We start from the raw sequence: 20,748 nt of genomic DNA on the forward strand, positions 1-20,748 counted from the left end.
ATGCCCTTGCTTAATTTCCTGTTTCCCAAGAAACAGCAAAGTGCGAATGCAGCCAAGGAAAGGCTGCAGATCATCATTGCCCGCGAACGCGGCGGCCGCAGCGGCCCGGACTTCCTGCCAGCCCTGCACCGCGAACTGATCGAAGTGATCTCGAAGTACACCAAGGTCAACGCGGACGACATCAAGATTTCGCTGGACCGCCAGGGCAACCTGGAAGTCCTCGACGTCAACGTGGTCCTGCCGGACGCTTAAGCGTTAGGCCGGCTGCATGCCGGCTTTTCCTACCTCCTGCGCCACCCTGGCGCAGGCTTCCACGTGCTGGTACCCCATCTGTCGGAACAGCGCGAACCCGATCGCCGCGGAGGCGATCTGCCCCGCCAGCGGGACGATCTTGGTGGCCGACTTGGCCGCCAGCTTGGCCCCGGACTTCTGTAACAGTTTCAGTACCAGTTCCTTGGTCACCAGCTTGCCCACCAGCGTACTCCCCAGCGCCGCCATCGCCTGGTAAGTCGCAACACGCATGTGCGGCTGCAGCGCCTCGATCTGCTCCGGCGTGAGGCCGAAATCCTTGTTGATGGCCTCGACCATGGAGGCGAAACTGGTGAGATCGGCCACGATGTCGACGCCGGGGATCGGTACCGCCGAAATACCGGCCGAGATCGCCGCCTTCTTGCGCACCAGCGCCCGGCAACGCTCGCGCACGTGGCCGATGTCGTCGCTCGACAGCGGCAGCAGCGTCACGGCGCCGGCATGGCTCTGTGTCTTTTTTCTGAAGATTTTCCTGAGCATTGCCTTCCCCCGGTTTGCGTTCGTAAGAACAGTGTAGCCCGGCTGCAGCGGGCGCGTTGGCACGGCTGTGACGCTATTCCCCAACGAAAATGTAAATTTATCTGAAGCATGTGTAGCTTTGATTTTAAAAAGTCTGCTATATTCGGAAATAAGTTGTAGGAGTGCTCCTACAGCATAATTAGTTGCAGTCCCACTTGCCAAAAAAGCATTATCATGAGAATCACAGTACTGGACAACGATACCGCCCAAGCAGAGCTGATCTGCCAGGTTCTGACCGGCGCCGGGCATCAATGCCAGGCCTTCGATAGCGGCAAGGACATGCTGGGGCAACTCCGCAAGGACAGCACCGACCTGCTGGTTCTCGACTGGCAGGTGAACGATGTGCCGGGCGCCGAGCTGCTGCGCCGCGCCAAGGAAAAGATGGCGCCGAACACGCCGACCATCTTCCTGGCCGGCAGCGCGTCCGAGGACGACATCGTGTCCGGCGTCACTGCCGGCGCCGACGACTACCTGGTCAAGCCGCTGCGCCGCGGCGAGCTGGTGGCACGGGTGCAGGCCCTGCTGCGCCGCGCCTACCCGTCGCAGAACGGCGCCGAGCAGCTGCAGTTCGGCCCCTACACCTTCGAAACCCGCCCGGGCCGCCTGACCATGGGCGGCGAAGCGATCGACGTCACGCACAAGGAATTCAACCTGGCGCTGCTGTTCTTCCGCAACCTGGGCCGTCCGTTGTCGCGCGCCTACATCCATGAGTCGATCTGGGTGCGTGAAACCGCGGTGCCGTCGCGCACCATGGACACCCACGTTTCGCGCGTGCGCAACAAGCTGCGCCTGCGTCCGGAGAACGGTTTCCGCCTGGTTCCCGTGTACAGCTACGGCTACCGGCTGGAGAAGCTGGGCGCCTGAGGCGGTTCCGTGAAACCCTCCACGCAAGAGGGTATAATGGGCGCGCTGCCCATTTTTTGACCACCCATGCAACTGCTCGCCGTCGGCTTGAACCACACCACCGCACCGGTCTCGCTGCGCGAGCAACTGGCGCTGGCGCCCGAGCATCTGGGACAAGCGGTGCAGGCGGCGCGCAGCTGGTTCTCCCGCCTGGATACGCAACTGAGCAGCGGCGGCAAACACGAAGCCGCCCTGCTCTCGACCTGCAACCGCACCGAGATGTACGCGGCCAGCGACGTTGCCGATCCGCTCGACGCCTCCGCGCGTTTCCTGGCCGATTACCACCGCCTGAATTTTTCCGAACTGCGTCCGCACCTCTACATGCTGCCCCAGCATGACGCGGTGCGCCACGCCTTCCGCGTCGCCTCAGGCCTCGATTCGATGGTGCTGGGCGAAGCGCAGATCCTGGGCCAGATGAAGGACGCGGTGCGGGTCGCCGACGAAGCCGGCGGCCTCGGCACCTACCTGCACCAGCTGTTCCAGCGCAGCTTCGCGGTGGCCAAGGAAGTGCGCAGCACCACCGAGATCGGCGCCCACAGCGTGTCGATGGCCGCCGCCGCGGTGCGCCTGTCGGAACGCATCTTCGATTCGGTCAGCTCGCAGAACGTGCTGTTCATCGGCGCCGGCGAGATGATCGAGCTGTGCGCCACCCACTTCGCGGCCCACAATCCGAAATCGATCACGATCGCCAACCGCACGCTGGAACGCGGCGAGAACCTGGCGGCCCGCTTTTCCGGCCGCGCGATCCGCCTGGCCGACCTGCCCGAGCTGCTGCCGCAGTTCGACATCGTGATTTCCTCGACCGCGTCGACCCTGCCGCTGATCGGCAAGGGCCTGGTCGAACGCGCGATCAAGGCGCGCCGCCACCGCCCGATGTTCATGGTCGACCTGGCGGTCCCGCGCGACATCGAACCGGAAGTCGGCAAGCTGGATGACGTGTTCCTCTACACCGTCGACGACCTCGCCGACGTGGTGCGTACCGGCGTCGAACACCGGCAAGCGGCGGTGGCCCAGGCCGAGGCCATCATCGAGACCCGCGTGCAATCCTTCATGCACTGGATCGGCGACCGCGCCGTGGTGCCGGTGATCCGCGACCTGCACGATTCCAGCGAAAGCCTGCGCCTGGCCGAACTCGAACGCGCGAGAAAACTGCTGGCAAAAGGCGAGGACGTCGACGCCGTGCTGGAAGCGCTGTCGAAGGGCCTGACCGCCAAATTCCTGCACGGCCCGCAACAAGCCCTGCACCGTGCCCAGGGCGACGAACGCGCGCGCCTGGCCGCCCTGCTGCCCCAGCTGTTCCGCGGCCGCCGTTAGCGCCCGCCTTCCTTCATGCGCCTGGCCCATCCGCGGCCATGTGCGTGTATGCTGCCGCCCTGCAGCTTCCCTTTCATCTCTATTTTTCAGAACGCTATGAAACCATCCATGCTGTTCAAGCTGGACCAGCTGGCCAACCGCCTCGTCGAACTGGACGAACTGCTGGCGCTTGAGGCCGCCACCTCGAACATGGACAACTTCCGCAAGATGAGCCGCGAGCACGCCGAACTCGGCCCGCTGGTGGCCGTCTACCACCAGTACCAGACCGCCCAGGGCGACATCGTCGCGGCCCAGGACATGCTGGCGGACCCGGAGATGAAGGAATTCGCGCAGGACGAGATCGAGGCCGCCAAAGGGCGCCTGGCCGAGCTCGACCTGGAACTGCAGAAGATGCTGCTGCCGAAGGACGAGAACGACGAGCGCAACATCTTCCTCGAGATCCGTGCTGGCACCGGCGGCGATGAATCGGCGCTGTTCGCCGGCGATCTGCTGCGCATGTACACCCGCTATGCCGAACGCAATCGCTGGCAGGTCGAGATCGTGTCGGAGTCGCCGTCGGACCTGGGCGGCTACCGCGAAGTCATCGCGCGCATCATCGGCAATGGCGTCTATTCGAAGCTGAAATTCGAATCCGGCGGCCACCGCGTGCAGCGCGTGCCGGCCACCGAGACCCAGGGCCGCATCCACACGTCGGCCTGCACCGTGGCCGTAATGCCGGAGGCGGACGAGGTCGAGGACGTGCAGATCAACCCGGCCGACCTGCGCATCGACACCTACCGCGCGTCCGGCGCCGGCGGCCAGCACATCAACAAGACCGACTCCGCGGTGCGCATCACCCACCTGCCGACCGGGATCGTGGTCGAGTGCCAGGACGACCGCAGCCAGCACAAGAACAAGGCGCAGGCCATGAAGGTGCTGGCGGCGCGCATCAAGGACGTGCAGCTGCGCGAACAGCAGAGCAAGGAAGCGGCGACCCGTAAAAGCCTGATCGGCTCGGGCGACCGCAGCGAGCGCATCCGCACCTACAACTTCCCGCAGGGCCGCCTGACCGACCACCGGATCAACCTGACTCTCTATAAACTGGACATGATCATGGACGGCGACCTGAACGAACTGACCAGCGCCCTCTCCGCCGAGCACCAGGCCGAACTGCTGGCCGCCTTGGGCGATTAATGGTCTTAAACCGGTATTAATTCGGGGTCAGAGCACTTTTTTGGGAAATTGCTCAAAAAAGTGCTCTGACCCCGAATTATGGTTCAGTCTCGATTAAGTTGGTTCATGCGAAAATCGCAAGATTCGTCTTCACAGGAATATCCATGCCCACGTCCCGCAACGCCCTGCTCCTGATCGCTGCCGTCAGCCTTGCCCTGGTTGGCGCCGCCCTCTATCTCCAGCACGTCAAGGACATGCTGCCCTGCCCGCTGTGCGTGATCCAGCGTTACGCCTTCCTGGGCATTGCGATCTTCAGCCTGATCGGCGCTTTCGCCAATAAAATCAAGGCGCTGGGCACGGTGGCGCTGCTGTGCGCGCTGGGTGGGCTGGCCACGGTGGGCAAGCACCTGTACGTGCTGGCGCATCCGGGCTTCTCCTGCGGCATCGACCCGATGGAGACCATGCTGAACAAGATCCCGACCGCGACCATGCTGCCCTGGCTGTTCCGCGCCGACGGCCTGTGCGAAGCGGCCCAGGACACGGTGTTTGGCCTGAACGTGCCGCAGTGGTCGGCCGTCTGGTTCGTCATCCTCACCCTGGCGCTGGTCTGGGTGCTGGTGCGCCGCGCACGCCGATGATGATTGAAGCCGGCACCCCGATCGGTGCGGTCCAGGCCGCGCTGCCGCTCGATGCGCTGGAAAACCGCATCCTGCTGTGCCATGCGACGGGTTTAAGCCGTGTGCAGCTGATCACCCGTGCCGAGCAGCCGCTCGACGCAGCACAGGCCGCGCACCTGAATGCACTGGTGCAGCGCCGCCTGGCCGGTGAGCCGATCGCCTACATCGTCGGCAAGCGCGAATTCTTCGGCCTCGACTTCGCCGTCAGCGAGGCGGTGCTGATCCCGCGTCCGGACACGGAACTGATCGTGGAACTCGCCCTCGAGCGCCTGCCGGCGCAGGGCCGCCTGCTCGACATGGGCACCGGCAGCGGCGCGATTGCCGTCGCCGTCGCCCACAGCCGCCCGGACGCGACGGTTACCGCGCTCGACGTCAGCGATGCGGCGCTCGCCATCGCCCGCCGGAACGCCGCCGGCAACAATGCCCGCGTGCGCTTCCTGCAGAGCGACTGGTTCAGTGCCCTGGACGCGAGCGAACGCTTCGAACTGATCGCCTCGAATCCCCCCTATATCGCGGCCGGCGACGAGCATCTGTCCCAGGGCGACCTGCGCTTCGAACCCACCGGCGCGCTGACCGACCACGCGGACGGCCTGTCGGCCCTGCGCAGCATCGTCGACGGCAGCCCGCGCCACCTGGTCCCCGGCGGCTGGCTGCTGATGGAACACGGCTACGACCAGGCCGCCGCCGTGCGCGCCTTGTTGAACGACGCCGGCTATCTCGAGGTGCAGAGCTGGCGCGATCTTGCCGGTATCGAGCGCGTCACTGGCGGCAGGGTCGCCGGCTGAACGCGTGGACGGCCCAGCCGTCCACCCTACCCGGCGCTGGCCGACTATCCCGTTTGTTACAATGGCCGGCCCACTTCCCGGAGCCAACGCATGCCTCGCCTGTCCGCGCCCCGGCTGTTCGCGGCCCGGCTGACGCTTTCCCTGTCCACTGCCCTTCTGCTGGCTGCCATGCTGCTGGCGCCGCCCGGCGCAAGCGCCGCGGACAGCGTCAAAGAACAGGCGCGCGCCCTGTTCGAGCGCGACTGGCAGTGGCGCCTCAAGCATGAGCCGGAATTCGCCACCTCGGTCGGCGACCACCGCTACGATGCCCAGTTGTCCGATAGCTCGCCGGCCGGCGCCGCCAAGGCCGTCGAGCACGAGCGCCGCATGCTGGAACTGGCGCGCCAGCTCGACCGCAGCCAATTGACGGGGCAAGACCTGCTGTCGCTCGAGCTGTTCGTCGCCGACAAGGAACGCAGCCTGGCGCGCGTCGCCATTGCGCCGGTCGACCCGCAGCCGATCACGGCACGCGACGGCATCCACATCCGCCTGCCGCAGCTGGCTGCGCAGATGCCCTTCGTTAGCGAAGACGATTACCGCACCTATATCGCGCGCCTGAACGCGGTGCCGCGCCACATCGACGGCCTGATCGAACAGCTGCGCGAAGGCATGCGCACCGGCTGGACCGCGCCGAGGGTCGCGATGGCCGCGCTGCCGGCCCAGCTGCGCGCACTGCGCGAGCACCTCGGCGACGGCGCGCTGTCCGACCCTTTCCGCCGCCTGCCCGCCACCATTCCCCAGGAAGCACGGGACAAGCTGGCGCTCGACGGCCAGGCCGCGGTCGCCGGCCTCGCCCCCAGCCTGCAGCAGCTCGAAGATTTCATTCGCAGCGATTACCTGCCGGCCGCGCGGACGACCATCGCCGCCTCCAGCCTGCCCGGCGGCCCCGCCTGGTATGCCTTCCTGGTCAAGAGCGCGACCACCACCGACCTGAGCCCGGCCGAGATCCACGCGCTGGGCCAGAAGGAAGTGGCGCGCATCCGCGCCGAGATCGCGGCGCTGGTGCCGAGTACGGGCTTTCGCGGCAACCTGACCCAGTTCATTGCCTTCACCCGCAGCGACCCGCGCCTCTACTACACCGAGCCGGATGCGCTGCTGAACCGCTACCGCCGGACGATTGCGCGCGTGGCCAGCAAGCTGCCGCTGCTGTTCAATGCGATCCCGCAGGACGAGCTGGCAGTCAAGCCGGTGCAGGCGGCGGGCGCCGAGGGCCAGGGCGCGGCCTATTACGAGGCCGGCAGCCCGGACCGGGCGGCGGCGCTGGTGATCAACACGGCGCGCCTGAACACGCGGCCGATATGGGAGATCGAGACGCTCACCCTGCACGAAGGCCTGCCCGGCCACCACCTGCAGGTCGCGCGCATGCAGGCGAATGCCGCGCTGCCGGCCTTCCGGCGGCAAGGCTGGTACGTGGCCTATGGCGAAGGCTGGGCCCTGTACGCGGAGAGCCTGGGGCCGGAACTGGGCCTGCTGCGCGACCCGTTCTCGCGCTTCGGCTACCTGGCCGACGAGCTGCTGCGCGCCGCCCGCCTGGTGGCGGACACCGGCATCCACGCGATGGGCTGGACGCGCCAGCAAGCCATCGACTACCTGAACGCGAATACCGCGAATCTCCCGTCGGATAATGAGGTCGAGGTCGACCGCTACATCGTCCATCCGGGAGAGGCGCTGGGCTACAAGCTGGGCCAGCTGCGCATCGCCTCGCTGCGCGCCGAGGCCCAGGCGGCGCTGGGCGAACGCTTCGACCCGCGCGCGTTTCACGATGCCGTGCTGGAGAACGGCGCCCTGCCGCTGGGGCTGCTGGAGCGCCAGGTGCGGCGCTGGATCGCCGCCCAGCGCACGCCGCCGCAGGAGGCCGCGCCGGCCCCGACACCGCCGGCTGCGACGCCGGCAGCAGCGGCGCCGGGCAGCGCGCCAGCCAAGCCGAACGACATATTTCAGTAACAAAAACACCACACAATGCAGAATTGGGGGGTGCCCGGCGCGCTTGGCTAATTTCGGTTACTCTCTGCACCTCATCGGCAGTATAAGAAAGGAAACACCGTGTCGAAGCCCGTCTCGAATCAATTTGAACGCCGCCTGTCCTTACTGGACGACGATGCCCACCGCGGCCTGCTGATGCAGGGCCTGCGCGGCATCGAGCGCGAGACCCTGCGCGTCGACAGCCAGGGCCACCTGGCGCGCACGCCTCATCCGGTGCAGCTCGGTTCGGCCCTGACCCATCCGCAGATCACCACGGATTACGCGGAAACCCTGCTCGAATTCATCACCCCGGCCGAGCACGACATCGGCCTGGCCCTGCACCGCCTGGATGCGATCCACCGCTACGCCTACAGCAAGCTGGGCGACGAGCTGCTGTGGAGCCAGTCGATGCCCTGCGACCTGCCGCCGGAAGAAGAGATCGAGATCGCCTGGTACGGCGAGTCGAACATCGGCATGCTCAAGCACGTCTACCGCCGCGGCCTGGCGCTGCGCTACGGGAAGGCCATGCAATGCATCGCCGGCATCCACTACAACTACTCGCTGCCGGAACAGTTCTGGACCCTGATCGCGCAGAGCGAAGGCATCATGGAAGAACGCCGCCACGCGCTGCGCGACTTCCAGTCCGAAAGCTACATCGCAATGGTCCGCAACTTCCGCCGCTACAGCTGGCTGCTGATGTATTTGTTCGGCGCCTCGCCGGCGCTGGCCAAGGGCTTCCTGCGCGGCCGCCCGCACCAGCTCGAGACCCTGTCCGACGACACCCTGTATCTCCCCTACGCCACCAGCCTGCGCATGAGCGACCTGGGCTACCAGAACGACGCCCAGTCCGGCCTGCGCCCGCACGAGAACAGCCTGGAAAGCTACGTCACCTCGCTGATGGACGCCGTCAACCGTCCGTATCCGCCCTATGAGGAAATCGGCACCAAGAAGGATGGCGAGTGGGTGCAGCTGTCGACCAACATCCTGCAGATCGAGAACGAATACTATTCGACGATCCGCCCGAAACGCGTGATCCGCACCGGCGAGCGCCCGGTGCAGGCGCTGTGCAACCGCGGCGTGCAGTACATCGAAGTGCGCTGCCTGGACGTCGACCCCTTCGAGCCGGTCGGCATCGCGCTGGAAACCGGCCGCTTCCTGGATGCCTTCCTGCTCTTCTGCGCGCTCGAGGAAAGCCCGAAGATCAATGCGATGGAGGGGCAGATCCACGCCCGCAACTTCGCCCGCACCGTGAAGGAAGGCCGCCGTCCGGATCTGACCCTGACGCGCGACGACCAGGAGATCCCGCTGCAGGACTGGGCGCTGGAGCTGATCGAACGTATCCGCCCGCTGGCCGAGCTGCTGGACAAGGAGCACAACTACAAGGGCGCCCACCTCGAGTCGCTGGAAGCGCAGAAGGCCAAGGTGCTGGATCCTTCCCTGACCCCGTCGGCGCGCGTGCTGGACGCCGTGCGCGAACTCGGCTCCTTCGCCAAGTTCGGCCTGCAGCAGAGCGAGCTGCACGCGCAAGCCTTCCGCGCGGAAGCCCTGATGCCGGCCGAAGTCGGCGTGTTCGACGAAATGGCGCAGGCCTCATTGGCCGAGCAGCGCCAGATCGAGCAGACGGACACCGGCAGCTTCGATGATTTTGTTGCTGCGTATAACAGCAGTACACTGTGCGGTAATTGCTGATTCCCGGGACCTCGTTTCCGGGCAGCCCCGGCTACGAGGTCATCCTTGCTCACTTTTTATAACGAACACCACGCCCAGCACGCCCCGCGCCACGACCTGGTCCGCGGCGAGCCTGTCCCCTGTTCGGAAAAGCCCGAGCGCGCCGATCTCGTCGTCGCCGAACTGAGCCGGCGCGGCCTGGGCCAGATCGTCACGCCGCACGGGGTGCCGCTGGTGTCGCTGGAGCGGGTGCACACGCCGCGCTACCTGCATTTCCTGCGTTCGGCCTGGAGCGAGTGGGTCGGCCTCGATGCGCGCAATGCCGAGCGCGACGCCCTGCCCTCAGTGTGGCCGATCCGCGGCATGCGCCATGACATCGAGCCGGACAATTTCACGGCCCGCCTTGGCCTGTACTCGATGGACAACGGCACGCCGCTCACCGCCGGCACCTGGGTCGCGGCCAAGACCGGGGCCGATTGCGCCGTCAATGCGGCCCACGCACTGCGCCTGGGCGAGCGCGGCAGCTTTGCGCTGACCCGTCCGCCCGGCCACCATGCGGGCGCCGATTATTTCGGCGGCTACTGCTTCCTGAACAATGCCGCGCTGGCGGCCCAGCACCTGCTGGACGACGGCCTGCAGCGGGTCGCCATTCTCGACATCGACTACCACCACGGCAACGGCACCCAGAGCATCTTTTATCATCGCAAGGATGTGCTGTTCGCCTCGATCCACGCCGATCCGCTGCACGACTACCCCTTCTACCTCGGCCACGCCGACGAGATCGGCGAAGGCGAAGGCGTCGGCTACAACATGAATTTGCCGCTGCCGCGGGGTTCATCAGCCGCGCAATGGTTCGCCGCGCTGGAGTCGGCCTGCCTGAAAATGGCGATGTTCGCGCCGCAGGCGCTGGTGGTGTCGCTGGGTGTCGACGGCTTCCAGGGCGATCCGCGTTCCCATTTCGGCCTGTCCAGCGCGGATTTCCTGCGCATCGGCGAACGCATCGGCTACCTGGGCCTGCCCACCGTGTTCGTGTTGGAGGGCGGTTCTGTCGTGCCGGAACTCGCGGTCAATGCGGTCAACGTCCTCGAAGGCTTTGAAACAGCCGCCTGAACAACAACTGTTTATCGATACAAACAAATGATTACTTGGCAATGGAGCGGCTTCGCCGACCTGACGGTCGCGCAGCTGTATGCAATGCTGGCCTTGCGCCAGGAAGTGTTCGTGCTGGAGCAGACCTGCCTGTACCCGGACATCGACGGTCTCGACCCGGGCGCCCACCACCTGCTCGGCTGGCGGGATATCGACGGCAAACCGGAACTGGTGGCCCACCTGCGCTGCCTGGCGCCGGGCGCGAAGTACACCGAGATGTCGATCGGCCGCGTGGTCACCAGCCCGGCGGCGCGCGGCAGCGGCCTGGGACGCGAACTGGTGGCGCAGGGTATCGCGCTGGCGCAGCAGCTGCATCCTGGCCACGCGATCCGCATCGGCGCGCAGGCCCATCTGGAAGCCTTCTACGCCAGCTTCGGCTTCGTCACCGTCTCCGAGCCTTATGACGAAGACGGCATCATGCACATCGACATGCTGCTGAGCGCCTAACAAAACCCCACGCTCATATTATTTGAGGTGGCCCGACTTGGTCGGGTCCGGCATCAGGAAGGCTACCAGGCAGGCGACCGCGGCCATGATAGTGACGTACCAGTAGAAGTAGGACTCGTGGCCGGCCTGCTTGAACCACAGGGCCACGTATTCGGCGGAACCGCCGAAGAGCGCGTTCGCGATCGCATACGACAGCCCGACGCCCAGCGCACGCACCTCGACCGGGAACATCTCGGCCTTGATCAGGCCGCCGATCGAGGTATAGAAGCTGACGATCCCCAGCGCGCAGGTGATCAGGACGCCGGCCATCAACGGGCTGCCGACGCCGCGCAGCGTGCTCAGGATGGGCACGGTGAAGATGGTGGCGAGGACGCCGAACAGGATCATCGAGGTCTTGCGGCCGATGCGGTCCGACAGCGCGCCGAAGGCCGGCTGCATCAGCATGTAGATCAGCAGGCAGACCGTCATGACGCGGCTGGCGGTGGTGGTGCTCATGCCCACGGTGTTGACCAGGTACTTCTGCATATAGGTCGTGAACGCGTAAAAGATCAGCGAGCCGCCGGCCGTGAAGCCGAGCACCGTGATGAAGGCGCGCGAATGGTGCTTGAGCAGCGAGGCCACACTGCCGGCCTGCTCGCTCTTGCGCTCCGATTCCTTGGTGGTCTCGTGCAGCGAGCGGCGCAGGTAGAGCGAGACCAGGGCCGAGGCCGCGCCGACCACGAAGGGAATGCGCCAGCCCCAGGCCACCAGCTCCTCGTGCGACAGCAGCAGCTGCAGGATGCCCAGCACCAGCAGGGCCGCCAGCTGGCCGCCGATCAGGGTCACGTACTGGAAGGAGGCAAAGAAGCCTTTGCGGCCCGGTTCCGCCACTTCGCTCATGTAGGTGGCGCTGGTGCCATACTCGCCGCCCACCGACAGGCCCTGGAACAGGCGCGCCACCAGCAGCAGCACCGGCGCGGCCGTGCCGATGGTGGCATAGGTCGGCAGGCAGGCGATCAGCAGCGAGCCGCCGCACATCATCAGCACCGAGATCATCATCGCGTTGCGACGGCCGTAGCGGTCGGCAATGCGGCCGAACAGCCAGCCGCCCACCGGGCGCATCAGGAAACCGGCGGCGAAGATGCCGGCGGTGTTCAGCAGCTGGACGGTGGGATCGGCTTTCGGGAAGAAGGCCGAGGAAAAATACAGGGCGCAGAAGGAGTAGATATAGAAGTCGAACCATTCGACCAGGTTGCCCGACGATGCGCCGATGATCGCGAAAACCCGCTGCCGCGATGTGAGATCCTGGATCGCGTGTGCGTCCGCCGTGTCCGTCGTTGCCATACCATTCCTCCGGGTTAATCCATCGATACACCTCGGCAGCAGCTGGACGACTTCCCGGAAAGGGTCCGCCAAGGCCAGCGCGCCCAGGCAGACTTATCATAATTGCTATTCGCGTTTGGTGGCGCGTAGGAGGCGCCGGCCCAGCAGCGGCAGCCCGGCCAGCATCAGGACCAGCTGCGCCGGTTCCGGAACCGGCGTCAGCAGCACCGGCGCGCAAAAGCCGAAGTCGTTGCAGCCGTTGGCGATGATCTGGCCCTGGGCGTTGATGCCGACCGCCTCCGTCAGCGTGAAGTCGTCCAGACCCTCGGCCAGCAGGTTCAGGTCCAGCAGGCTGCCATCCGCGTACAGGAAGGCGTGCGAAAAGCCGAAGCCCGGCAGGCTGGCCAGGCCCACCACCAGCCCGGCCTCGTTGAGCGCGCGCGCCTCGGCGTAGTCGCCGCCCAGCGAGCCCAGATCCAGCATGACACCGCCGCTGTAGAGGAAGGGGTGGAATGCCGTGTCGCCGGCGATCAGGCTGTAGCCCGCCACCTGGCCGGCCTCGTTGACGGCATTCGCCCAGCTGAAGCCGCCGCCGAGCGTACCGAGATCGGTCATGACGCCGCCGCTGTACAGGAAGGCGTGGGCGCCGTCGTTTGGAAACGCCGGTCCCGGCTGCGAACCGCCGACGATGGTGCCGCCGTTGTTGATGTCGCGCGCCTGCGCGGTGGCGCCGCCCAGGGTGCCGATGTCGACGATGCTGCCGCCGCTGTACAGGAAGGCGCGGCTGTTGCCGTTGGCGTCCAGCGATTCGCCGACCGCCTGCCCGGCCGCGTTGACGCCCCAGGCGACGGTGTCGCCGCCGTACAGGGTGCCGATGTCCTGGCTGGCGCCGCCGATGCTGACGAAGCCGCGCATGCTGCCGCCCGACAGCCAGGCGCCGGCCGCGCCGCCGCCGTCGATGGCATTGGCCACCAGCGATTGCCCGTCCGGTGTGGGCGCGGGCAGGAAGCTGAGATTACCGGCCGACCACACGAAGGCCAGCGCATTGCCGTTGGGATCGGTGCCACGACCGGCGACGCGGCCGGCGTCGTCGATCGCGAAGGCCTGGAAATTTGCCGGCAGGAAGGTCGCGGCGAAGGTCGGCTGGGCCAGCGCAGACGCCGGCAACAGCGATGAAAACAGCAACAGCAAGGCAAGCATCAACAGGCGCATGGGAGAGGCTCCGGACATCAGGCGTGCCAACGATACGCTGCCCGCCAGAGCCCGGCCTGCGCCAGATCAGGCGTACGCGGGGCGGGTAATCAGAAGGTGATCACGAAGCGCGCGCCACGTCCGACCGAGCGCGCATGGCGCACCGTGCCGCCGTTCTCGTGCACCAGGTGGCGCACCATGGCCAGGCCGATGCCGCCGCCCTGCTTCTTGGTCGTGAAGAAGGGGGTGAAGATGTGCGCCGCCAGCCCGTCCGGCACGCCGGGGCCGTCGTCGCTGACTTCGATGCGCAGGCGCGCGCCGCGCACCAGCCGCGCCGAGACCCAGGCGTTCCCCGCGCCGCCGGCAGTCGCTTCAAAAGCGTTCTTGAGCAGGTTGATCAGGGCCTGCTCGAGCTGGCCCGGATCGGCCATCAGTTCCAGCGAGGCCGGTTCGACGGAGAAGTGCACCTCGCCGCCGCGCGCGCGCCAGGCCGGCCCCACCAGGGCGGCCACGCGCTCGAACAGCGCATCCAGTCTTACCCGCTCCGGGCGCGCGGCCGGCACGTTCGACAGGCTGCGGTAGCTGGCCACGAAATCGACCAGGCTGTCGGCGCGGCGCCGGATCGCATCCAGCGCCGTGCTCAGGTCGGTGCCGACGTCCTCCGGCAGCGCGCCGCGGAATTCGCCCAGCAAGCCGTAGGCCGTGTGCGACAGCGAGGCCACCGGCGTCAGCGAATTCATGATCTCGTGGGTCAGCACGTGCACCAGCTGGCGCCAGGCGTGCAGGGCTTCGGCTTCGAGCTCGCTCTCGACCGGCATCAGGGCCGCCAGCCGCTGCGCCTTGCCCTGCAGCGTGATCGAGGACACCGCCAGCAGCGCGCGCTCGGTGCCGCGCTCGGTCTCGAAGTCGATCAGCGCACGGCGCTCGCCGGGCTGCGCCGCCAGCTGACGGTACAGGCCGGCCGGATCGCTGGCGCGGCCCGGCGCCACCAGCTTGCGCGCGTTGGCGTTCAGTGGCGCCGCCTGGCCATCGCCGCCGGCGCCGTCGATGCGAAACAGGGCCACCGGGGTGTGTTCGAGGCGCGCTTCCAGCGCCAGCGCATTGTCGATCAGGGCCTGCTGCTCGATCGGCAGGCCGGGCGCCGACTCGGGGGGCGCGCGGCGCAGAGCGGCCAGCCGGTCCAGGCTGCGCCACAAGTGAAATGCCAGCGGCAGCGCGGCCAGTCCGCACAGCACCGCCAGGCGCGGCGACTCGCGCACCACGCCGGCGCCGAAGGCCAGCAGGGCGACGCCGATCAAGGCCAGCAAGGCGCCCCATTTCAGGCGCCGTTCAGATGCCATGCTTGCCCAGCTTGCGGTACAGCGCAGCGCGGCTCAGGCCGAGCATGCGCGCCGCCAGGCTGATATTGCCCTTGGCCTTGTCGAGGGCCGCGGCGATGGTCTCGCGCTCCAGCGCGCCGAGGCGGAATTCGCCGTCCGCGCCATCGGCAAGCTGAATGCCGGCTGCCGCGCGCAATGGCGCCTCGATTGGCGCCGGCGCCGGCATCGCCAGACCGAAATCCTCGTAGCGGTACTCGTCCTGGGCGGCAAGGATCACGGCCCGTTCGCAGGCATGGCGCAGGGCGCGCACGTTGCCCGGCCACGACCATGCGCACAGGCGTTCCAGCGCGCTGGGCGCCAGCTCGCGCACCGGGCGCCGGTACTGCGCTTCGTACAGCGACAGGTAATGGTGCAGCAGGCCGGGCACGTCATCCCGCCGTTCGCGCAGCGGCGGCACGCGGATCACGATGGTGTTCAGGCGGAACAGCAGGTCGGGGCGGAACACGCCCGGGTCGAACAGGCGCGCTTCATCGAGGTTGGTGGCGCTGACGATGCGCACGTCGATCGCTTCCGGGCGGTCGGCGCCGATCGGCGTGACTTCGCGCCGCTCCAGCGCCGTCAGCAGCTTCGCCTGGCTTGCCAGCGGCATGTTGCCGATCTCGTCGAGGAACAGGCTGCCGCCGCGCGCCGCCTGGAAGCGCCCGGCGCGGTCGCTGCGGGCATCGGTGAAGGAGCCCTTGCGGTGGCCGAACAACTCGCTCTCGAAAGTCGATTCGGGCAGCGCGCCCATGTCCACCGCGAGGAAGGTGGCGCCGGCCCTGCCCGACGCCGCGTGGATCGCGCGCGCCACCAGTTCCTTGCCGACCCCGTTCTCACCCAGCACCATCACATTCGCTTCGGTGGGCGCGACGCTGGCGATCATCGATTTGACGTCGCGCATCGCGCTCGAATCGCCCATCAGGCCACTGGTGGCGGCCGCGCCGGCAGCCGCGCTGCGGCGCGCCAGCGCGCTGTCGACGGCGGCGATCAGTCGCGCATTGTCCCAGGGCTTGGTGATGAAATCGGAAGCGCCGCGTTTTAAGGCCTCGACGGCCAGGGGGACGTCGGCGTAGGCGGTCAAGGCGATCACGGCGGGCGGACGCGCCAGCGCGCGCAGACGATCCAGCACCGCCAACCCTTCGGCGCCGTCGATGCGGCCGGGCGTGAAGTTCAGGTCGAGCAGGACCACGTCCGGCGCGCCCGCTTCGAGCAGGCTAGCTAAACGCGCAGGATCGTCGAGCGTCGCCACCCGGCCATGGCGGCGGCGCAGCAGCATCTGGGCGGCATAGGCGACGTCGGTATCGTCGTCGAGGATCAGGATGTGGGCGGTGTCGGCCATTGTGTTGCCATTCTAGCAGCGCCGAACCCGGCAAGCGACCATCGCCGATGACCGCCGCGGACGCCTGTCCGCAAGCGCACATGCATAGCTGTCCGGATCCGGACAGGTGGCGCGGACAGATGCGAAAAACCGGGCAAAAAGCGCTTAAAAACGGCCTGGCACGGCGCTTGCAAAAGGGATCACATCATCGTTTAACAACACAAGCATCAGCATGGATCACATACCTCCTCCCGCCGTCACCGGCGCCGCCATGGACACCGTCGTTCCCAAACGGCGCGGCCGGCTGTTCAAGCGCATCGCCGTCGCCGCCGCCGTGACCGGCGTGCTGGCCTGGGCCGGCTGGCAGTTCGTCCCGCACGGCCTGCAGGTGGCCAGCCGCGACGTGCGCCTGGCCCGGGTCGAACAGGGCGTGTTTCGCGACGATATCGTGGTGCGCGCCACCGCCGAGCCGCTGAATTCCATCATCCTCGACTCGGTCGAATCGGGCCGCGTGGAGGAGGTGTTCGCGAAGGACGGCCAGGCCGTCAAGAAGGGAGATTTGCTGTTCCGGCTGTCAAACCCGCAACGCAACCTGGAGCTGCTGGCGCGCCAGACCGAGTATTCGCAGCAGATCTTCAACGCGGCCCAGCTGCGCGTGGCCCAGGAAGCGGTGCGCACCGACCACCAGCGTCGCCAGTCCGACCTCGAATTCGCATTGAGCCAGGCCCAGAAGCAGCACGCCCGCAACAAACGGCTGGCGGCCCAGGGCTTCATCTCCGCGGTGGCGCTGGAAGAGTCGGCCGACAAGCTGGCGCAGCAGCAGCGCGCACTGGACGAGGAAAAGCGCGCCGTCGCCAGCGAGGAAAAGGTGCGTGACCGCGCGCTGGACCAGCTGGACAGCGGCTTGCACGGCCTGCAGTCCGGCCTGAAGCTGGTCAGCGCCACCGTCGACGCATTGGCCGTGCGCGCCCCGGCCGACGGCGTGCTGACCGATTTCCGCATGCTGGTCGGCCAGACCGTGCGCCCGGACCAGCACATCGGCCGCATCGACGATCCCCAACACTTCAAGCTCAGCGCCCAGGTCGACGAGTTCTATCTGAGCCGCCTGACGGTCGGGCGCCAGGGCAGCGTGACCCAGGACGGCAAGAGCTTCGCGCTCAAGGTCGCCACCGTCTACCCGCAAATCAAGGAAGGCCGCTTCACCGCCGAGATGGTGTTCCTGGGCGCTCAGCCCGGGGTGATCAGCCCGGGCCAGAGCATGGACGTGCAGCTGACCCTGGGCGAACCGGCCAAGGCCATGCTGCTGCCGAACGGCGCTTTTGTGAACGACACCGGCGGTGCCTGGGTGTTCGTGGTGGGGCCCGACGGCGAGCGGGCCGAGAAGCGCGCCGTAAAACTCGGGCGCCGCAACAACGCCCAGATCGAAGTGCTGTCCGGCCTGGCGCCGGGCGAGAACGTGCTCATTTCCAGTTACGCGCCCTTCGGCAAGGCCGAGCGGCTGCAGCTCACGAAGTAAATTTCAATCTTACAGAACAGGGAATCCAGAATGCTCAAACTCTCAGGCGTCAGCAAAGTCCACCACGCGGGCGAAGTGCAGACCACCGCCCTCGACCGCATCGACCTCGAGATCGCCGCCGGCGAATACGTGGCCATCACCGGGCCGTCCGGCTGCGGCAAGTCGACCCTGCTCAGCGTGCTCGGCCTGCTCGACGTACCGAGCGCCGGCGAGTACTGGTTCGAGGGCCAGAACGTGGCCGGCTGGAGCGAGGCGCGCCTGAACGCGCTGCGGCGCGGGAAGGTCGGCTTCATCTTCCAGAGTTTCAACCTGATCGAAGAATTATCCGTGTACGAGAACGTCGAGCTGGCGCTGGAATACACCGGCACCCCGGCCGCCGAACGGCGCCGCCGCGTGCAGGAGATGCTGCAGCGCCTGGGCGTAGCGCACCGCGCCGGCCACCGTCCATCGCAGCTGTCGGGCGGCCAGCAGCAGCGGGTGGCGATCGCACGCGCGCTGGTGGCCGGCCCGGCCATGCTGCTGGCCGACGAACCGACCGGTAACCTCGACACCGCGCACGGCGACGAAGTCATGCGCCTGCTGCGCCAGATTAACGCCGAGGGTACGACGGTGGTGATGGTGACCCACTCGCCGGCGCATGCGGCCCAGGCTTCGCGCACCCTGCACCTGTTGGACGGCCGCGTGGTGGTCGACGCCCTGCAGGCGGCTTGAGGAGCGGATCATGAAAATCAATCTGCGGGATTTCCGCATCGGCTGGCGCCTGCTGGTCAAGGAACCGGCCTTTTCCGCGGTCGTGATCCTGGGCCTGGCGGTGGGCTTCTGCGCCTGCTTCCTGCTGCTCGGCTACGTCAATCACTCGCTGTCCTATGACCGCCACGTACCGCAGCGCGACAACATCTACCGCCTGATGCAGCGCTGGAACCTCGCCATCAGCGACGGCGGCTGGGGAAATGCCACCAGCCTGCCGGCGCGCGACGCCATCGTCGCCAGCGGCGTGCCGCTGCAGGCCAGCGCCTTCATCACGCGCAAGATCGATGTCAAGATCGGCAGCCATGTGCAGACCGTCAACGTGGCCGTGGTCGACCCCGATTTCCGCAGCATCTTCCAGCCGAAAGTGCTGGCCGGCGACCTCGCCGCCGCGCTGGCGCGCCCGGATGCGCTGGCCCTGAGCCGCGAGACCGCGATCAAGCTGTTCGGCAGCCAGGATGTCGCCGGCAAGACCGTGCAGGTGGGCGGCCGCCCCTACCAGGTGATGGCGGTGCTGGAAGACCAGCCGGCCGCCACTACGCTTCCCTACGAGGCGCTGGCAGGCACCAAAACCAGCATCTGGAACCAGGAATACCGCGAGCTGGTGACGACCAACTGGGGTTCCACCCACGGTCCGGTGTACGTCAAACTGGCCCCGGGCGCCGACCCGCAGGCGGTGGCCGAAGCGGCGCGGCGCGCGATGCTGGCCTCGAACTTCTACCGCAGCATGACGCCGGAAATGGTCGCCTCGCTGAACGGCCACGACCTGATGGAATTCCGCCTTGGCTCCCTGGCCGGAGCCTACCTCGACCCCGACCTGCGCGAACAGTCCGATACCCACGGCGACAGCAAGACCATCTTCGGCCTGGCCGCGGTGGCGGTACTGATCCTGGCGCTGGCGGCCACCAACTACGTCAACCTGGCCACCGTGCGCACCCTGCGCCGCCAGCGCGAGATCGCGGTGCGCAAGGTGCTGGGCGCCAGCGCCGGCGCGGTCAGCCGCCAGTTCCTGGCCGAGTCGATCCTGGTGTGCCTGATCGCCACCGCCATCGGCCTGCTGCTGGCCTGGCTGCTGCTGCCGGTGTTCTCCGACCTGGTGCAGCGCAAGCTGGACCGCATGTTCACGCCCGCCTCGCTGGGCCTGTCCGTGCTGCTGGGCGGCGCCCTGGGCGTGCTGGCCGGCGCCTACCCGACCTGGTCGGCGCTGCGGGTGCGCCCGACCGCGGCCCTGTCCGGCCGCGGCAACGTCGAAACCGCCGGCGGCCTGTGGCTGCGCCGCGTGCTGACCGTGCTGCAGTTCGCCACCGCGATGGGCCTGACCGGGATGACCCTGGCCGTGGCCTGGCAGACCCGCTACGCCAGCAACCTCGATCCGGGCTTCGATCCGGCCCCGCTACTGGTGCTGAATGCCAGCGACGACATGCGTAACGCCAACGTGCGCGCCTTCCGCGATGCGCTGGCGCGCCTGCCGGGCGTGAGCGGCGTGGCCGAGAGCGATTCGCGGGTCACGATCAACAACAACCGCAGTTCCTACCAGCGCGAGGGCGGCGCCCCGGTCAACATCAACCGGCTCGGCGTCAGCCCGGAATTCTTCAATGTCTACGGCCTGAAAGCAGTAGCAGGACGGGTGTACGACCCGGCGCGCGACAAGGCCGAGGACAATGACAAGGTCGTGCTCAACGAAGCCGGCGTGCGCCTGCTCGGCTTCGCCAGCGCCCGGGACGCGGTCGGCAAGACCATCCGCGCGCCCAGCGCCAACGATGTGGCGATGCAGGTGGTCGGCGTGGTGCCCGACATCCGCCACCGCACGGCGCGCGAACCGATGCAGCCGACCATCTACCGGGTGTCGACACGCACGCCGGCCTTCACCGTGCGCAGCGAGGGCGACCTGGAGACGGTGCAGCGCGCGATCGAGGAACTGTGGCCGCGCTTCTTCCCGAACGACGTGCTGGTGGTGCAGCGCATGGACAGCGTCTTCGCCGCCAACTACGCCGACGACCTGCGCCTGGCCAAGCTGCTGGCGGCATCGAGCGTGATCGCGACCGCGATCGCCGCCTTCGGCATCTACGTGCTGGCGGCCTACAGCGTGCAGCGGCGCGCCCGCGAAATCGTGCTGCGCAAGCTGTACGGCGCCGGCACCGCGGCGGTGGGCGGCCTGGTGATGCGCGAGTTCCTGGTCCTGATCGGCACCGGCGCCCTGATCGGGCTGCCGCCGGCCTGGCTGGCGATGCAGAACTACCTGGCCGGCTTCAACGAGCGCGCACCGATCGGCGTCTGGACCATCGTCGGCGCGCTGCTGGTGGCCGGCGCGGTGGCGCTGGGCTCGACCCTGCGGCATACGGTGGCGGCGGTGCGGATCCGTCCGGCGCTGGCGCTGCGCGAATAAGGAGAA

General features: G+C 67.5%; 18 protein-coding genes. 13 read left to right on the top strand and 5 right to left on the bottom strand.

Going from position 1 to position 20,748, the window contains the following annotated elements; all coding sequences use genetic code 11:
* Positions 1-252: a cell division topological specificity factor MinE gene (gene minE, locus AC07PE_RS16695; RefSeq protein ID WP_498766417.1), complete on the top strand. Its 252-nt coding sequence runs from the start codon at positions 1-3 to the stop codon at positions 250-252.
* A 3-nt stretch (positions 253-255) separates the two neighbouring features.
* Here minE and AC07PE_RS16700 read toward each other — a convergent pair whose 3' ends face one another.
* On the bottom strand, positions 256-789 hold the full coding sequence (locus AC07PE_RS16700; protein ID WP_498766418.1) for a hypothetical protein: 534 nt from the start codon (positions 787-789) through the stop codon (positions 256-258).
* Positions 790-1,002: 213 nt separating this feature from the next.
* Here AC07PE_RS16700 and AC07PE_RS16705 point away from each other — a divergent pair, with 213 nt between their 5' ends.
* The 9 genes from AC07PE_RS16705 (at position 1,003) to AC07PE_RS16745 (ending at position 10,924) form a co-directional block, all read left to right on the top strand.
* Entirely contained in the window at positions 1,003-1,692 is a 690-nt protein-coding gene (locus AC07PE_RS16705; RefSeq protein ID WP_498766420.1) for a response regulator transcription factor, read from the top strand.
* 66 nt (positions 1,693-1,758) lie between these two features.
* Positions 1,759-3,045: a glutamyl-tRNA reductase gene (gene hemA / locus AC07PE_RS16710; RefSeq protein WP_498766422.1), complete on the top strand. Its 1,287-nt coding sequence runs from the start codon at positions 1,759-1,761 to the stop codon at positions 3,043-3,045.
* 96 nt (positions 3,046-3,141) lie between these two features.
* Positions 3,142-4,218, top strand: a complete 1,077-nt coding sequence (prfA, locus tag AC07PE_RS16715) for a peptide chain release factor 1 (RefSeq protein ID WP_498766424.1) — start codon at positions 3,142-3,144, stop codon at positions 4,216-4,218.
* A gap of 143 nt (positions 4,219-4,361) precedes the next feature.
* Positions 4,362-4,835, top strand: a complete 474-nt coding sequence (locus AC07PE_RS16720) for a disulfide bond formation protein B (RefSeq protein ID WP_498766425.1) — start codon at positions 4,362-4,364, stop codon at positions 4,833-4,835.
* Complete coding sequence (gene prmC, locus AC07PE_RS16725) at positions 4,835-5,659, top strand: peptide chain release factor N(5)-glutamine methyltransferase (RefSeq protein WP_498767126.1); 825 nt, start codon at positions 4,835-4,837, stop codon at positions 5,657-5,659. The genes AC07PE_RS16720 and prmC overlap by 1 nt, the downstream gene beginning before the upstream one ends.
* Before the next feature lie 90 nt (positions 5,660-5,749).
* Positions 5,750-7,642 carry a DUF885 domain-containing protein gene (locus tag AC07PE_RS16730; RefSeq protein ID WP_498766427.1) on the top strand — a complete coding sequence of 631 codons (1,893 nt, stop codon included), beginning with the start codon at positions 5,750-5,752 and terminating at the stop codon, positions 7,640-7,642.
* 99 nt (positions 7,643-7,741) lie between these two features.
* Positions 7,742-9,349, top strand: coding sequence for a glutamate--cysteine ligase (gene gshA / locus AC07PE_RS16735; protein WP_498766429.1), 1,608 nt, complete (start codon positions 7,742-7,744; stop codon positions 9,347-9,349).
* Positions 9,350-9,394: 45 nt separating this feature from the next.
* Positions 9,395-10,438 carry a histone deacetylase family protein gene (locus tag AC07PE_RS16740; protein WP_498766431.1) on the top strand — a complete coding sequence of 348 codons (1,044 nt, stop codon included), beginning with the start codon at positions 9,395-9,397 and terminating at the stop codon, positions 10,436-10,438.
* Between the two features lie 27 nt (positions 10,439-10,465).
* A complete protein-coding gene (locus AC07PE_RS16745) occupies positions 10,466-10,924 on the top strand; it encodes a GNAT family N-acetyltransferase (protein WP_498766433.1) in 459 nt (152 codons plus the stop codon).
* 18 nt (positions 10,925-10,942) lie between these two features.
* Here the strand turns inward: AC07PE_RS16745 and AC07PE_RS16750 are convergent, their stop codons facing one another.
* The 4 genes from AC07PE_RS16750 to AC07PE_RS16765 all read right to left on the bottom strand — a co-directional run bounded on the left by AC07PE_RS16750 (position 10,943) and on the right by AC07PE_RS16765 (position 16,114).
* Positions 10,943-12,247 carry an MFS family transporter gene (locus AC07PE_RS16750; RefSeq protein WP_498766435.1) on the bottom strand — a complete coding sequence of 435 codons (1,305 nt, stop codon included), beginning with the start codon at positions 12,245-12,247 and terminating at the stop codon, positions 10,943-10,945.
* Between the two features lie 105 nt (positions 12,248-12,352).
* A complete protein-coding gene (locus AC07PE_RS16755) occupies positions 12,353-13,438 on the bottom strand; it encodes a hypothetical protein (RefSeq protein WP_498766437.1) in 1,086 nt (361 codons plus the stop codon).
* A gap of 89 nt (positions 13,439-13,527) precedes the next feature.
* Positions 13,528-14,757 carry a sensor histidine kinase gene (locus tag AC07PE_RS16760; RefSeq protein WP_498766439.1) on the bottom strand — a complete coding sequence of 410 codons (1,230 nt, stop codon included), beginning with the start codon at positions 14,755-14,757 and terminating at the stop codon, positions 13,528-13,530.
* Positions 14,747-16,114 (bottom strand): sigma-54-dependent transcriptional regulator, encoded by a 1,368-nt coding sequence (locus tag AC07PE_RS16765; RefSeq protein WP_498766441.1) that lies wholly within the window; start codon positions 16,112-16,114, stop codon positions 14,747-14,749. Before AC07PE_RS16765 ends, AC07PE_RS16760 begins: the two co-directional genes overlap by 11 nt.
* 211 nt (positions 16,115-16,325) lie before the next feature.
* Between AC07PE_RS16765 and AC07PE_RS16770 the strand changes: the two genes are divergently transcribed.
* Genes AC07PE_RS16770 through AC07PE_RS16780 form a run of 3 tightly spaced genes read left to right on the top strand, consistent with a single transcriptional unit; the run spans position 16,326 to position 20,742 of the window.
* The gene (locus AC07PE_RS16770; RefSeq protein ID WP_498766443.1) at positions 16,326-17,609 is read left to right on the top strand and encodes an efflux RND transporter periplasmic adaptor subunit; all 1,284 of its coding nucleotides are present in this window, start codon (positions 16,326-16,328) and stop codon (positions 17,607-17,609) included.
* A gap of 30 nt (positions 17,610-17,639) precedes the next feature.
* Positions 17,640-18,320, top strand: a complete 681-nt coding sequence (locus AC07PE_RS16775; protein WP_498766445.1) for an ABC transporter ATP-binding protein — start codon at positions 17,640-17,642, stop codon at positions 18,318-18,320.
* Between the two features lie 10 nt (positions 18,321-18,330).
* Positions 18,331-20,742, top strand: a complete 2,412-nt coding sequence (locus AC07PE_RS16780) for an ABC transporter permease (protein WP_498766447.1) — start codon at positions 18,331-18,333, stop codon at positions 20,740-20,742.
* Positions 20,743-20,748: the final 6 nt, after the last annotated feature.

Source organism: Telluria sp. GW821-FHT07G12 (genome assembly GCF_059418525.1).